Raw genomic sequence first — 1,804 nt, 5'->3', positions numbered from 1 at the left:
TCTCGTTGGAAAGATAGGCTTCTAAAGTTTGGGTGTCCTTTCCCAAACCCGAAATGGTTACTGCTTTCCCTTTGCGAAGTTGGAAATATTTAATCGCATTGAAATTGGTGATGACCGTATAGGGTGAACCGGTGTCGAGAATAAAGTTGAGCGGAATGGAACCGTTGATGGAAACGGGGACGACGACAATTCCGTCAACGGTGGAAATGGGAACCGTAAATTTCTTTCGGTCTTTTTCAATTTTGAACTCTTGTCCGACCAAGTCATTCGACAAGAAATTAAACAAAACCAATAGTAGAAAAATTCCGTTCTTCATCCGGTCTAAATTACGAAAAGAAATGATTTCCGTTTATTTTCTACTGTTAAAAACAATGGTAAATAAAAAACGAACTTGATGACGATGTTGGTGCGAAATTGGAAATATTGAACCTTGCCAAAGCTTTCCAACTAAAATAGAATGGGTTCTGTAAATAGTGAACTTCTTAAATCAAACTCTGTTTATCTCGATAATTCAGAATTAAGAAGATGGTTACCAAGGTGATAAATGCCCAAAGAGAACTTCCGCCGTAGCTAAAGAACGGCAGCGGAATTCCCACCGTTGGAAACAACCCCATGACCATGGCGATATTGATAAAGAAATGAATTAAAAAAATGGTTGCTACGGAATAGCCGAAAAAACGCGAAAACACGTTGCGCTGCGACTCGGCGAGATAATAAATCCGGATAATAAATAGTCCATAAAAGAGTACCAAAATGGAACTTCCCAGAAAGCCCCATTCTTCACCAACGGTACAAAAAATATAATCGGTAGATTGCTCGGGAACGAATTTTCCCATTTTTACCGTTCCTTGCAAATAACCTTTTCCCAATAAATCACCTGAACCGATTGCAGTTTTGGAATAGAGCAAATTATAGCCCGATGTGTCGCGGTATTTTTTTTCACCCTCAAACAATACCATAATTCGTTCTTGCTGGTGCTTTGGAAGTTCCGAATAAATTTTTGGCGAAAAGAGTGAAATGCTACTGACCATGGTTAAAATAACGATAGAGATGATGGCAGTTTCAGTCGAACGGTTTGCACCAAACTCGGGACTAAACATTTTGTACGGTGATTGGGAATTGTCGCGGATTATAAAATAAGAAACAGAAATACCGGAAATTAATGCCAAAGCCAATCCGATTGACGAATAAAAAAGGACATTGAACTCGAGGACATTAAGCGGGGCGTATTCCCGCGCAGTTTTATCGGTTATTGCGCCCAATTCCGGTAAAAAACTTACCAATAAAATCAATCCGACAAAGTAGAAAACCAGACCGTACTGTACACCCATGACGGTTTTCAGCGTTGAACGGTTATAGGTAAAGGCAAGGTACAAAAGACAAATGATGGTGGTCAATAAACCTATGGCGGTCTATACATAATTAGCCGGATAGGAAATGGAGACTAACTATAAATATCCGCCGATCGCAGGAATAAAGATGTACCATGCAGAAAATCCTTCGCGGTACAATGCAACGATGAAGGCACTAAAAACCAGTACCGAACCCAAATCGGGTTGTAAAAGTATGAGGCTTACCGGTATTCCAATGATGGCAAAAGCCGTCAAAATCGTTCGTCTTGTTCCCATTTCTACCGACGGTGAACTAATGAAATTCGCTAAAAGCAAGCCTGACGCTAACTTTGCAACTTCCGCCGGTTGGACACTGACGACACCAAAGTTAAACCATGCTGTTGCGCCGTTGAGTTCCTTTCCGAAAATCAGTACGGCGATTCACAAATGGATTGCGATAAAATACAGCCGCG

At 40.8% G+C, this 1,804-nt stretch carries 3 protein-coding genes; all 3 read right to left on the bottom strand.

Annotated features, from left to right (window positions below):
* Positions 1 to 316 (bottom strand): aspartyl protease family protein (locus ACK5M9_RS10100; RefSeq protein ID WP_416893035.1); only part of this gene is annotated, 316 nt, incomplete at its 3' end.
* A gap of 166 nt (positions 317 to 482) precedes the next feature.
* Complete coding sequence (gene rodA / locus ACK5M9_RS10095) at positions 483 to 1,397, bottom strand: rod shape-determining protein RodA (protein WP_416893034.1); 915 nt, start codon at positions 1,395 to 1,397, stop codon at positions 483 to 485.
* Positions 1,398 to 1,448: 51 nt separating this feature from the next.
* Entirely contained in the window at positions 1,449 to 1,760 is a 312-nt protein-coding gene (locus ACK5M9_RS10090; RefSeq protein ID WP_416893036.1) for an FtsW/RodA/SpoVE family cell cycle protein, read from the bottom strand.
* Between the last annotated feature and the right edge of the window lie 44 nt (positions 1,761 to 1,804).

The sequence above is a fragment of the Mycobacterium sp. genome (assembly GCF_047975165.1).
Lineage (GTDB): Bacteria > Actinomycetota > Actinomycetes > Mycobacteriales > Mycobacteriaceae > Mycobacterium.
The sequence above is the reverse complement of the archived record's forward strand: the minus strand, read 5'-3'. Positions and strand labels throughout refer to the sequence as shown.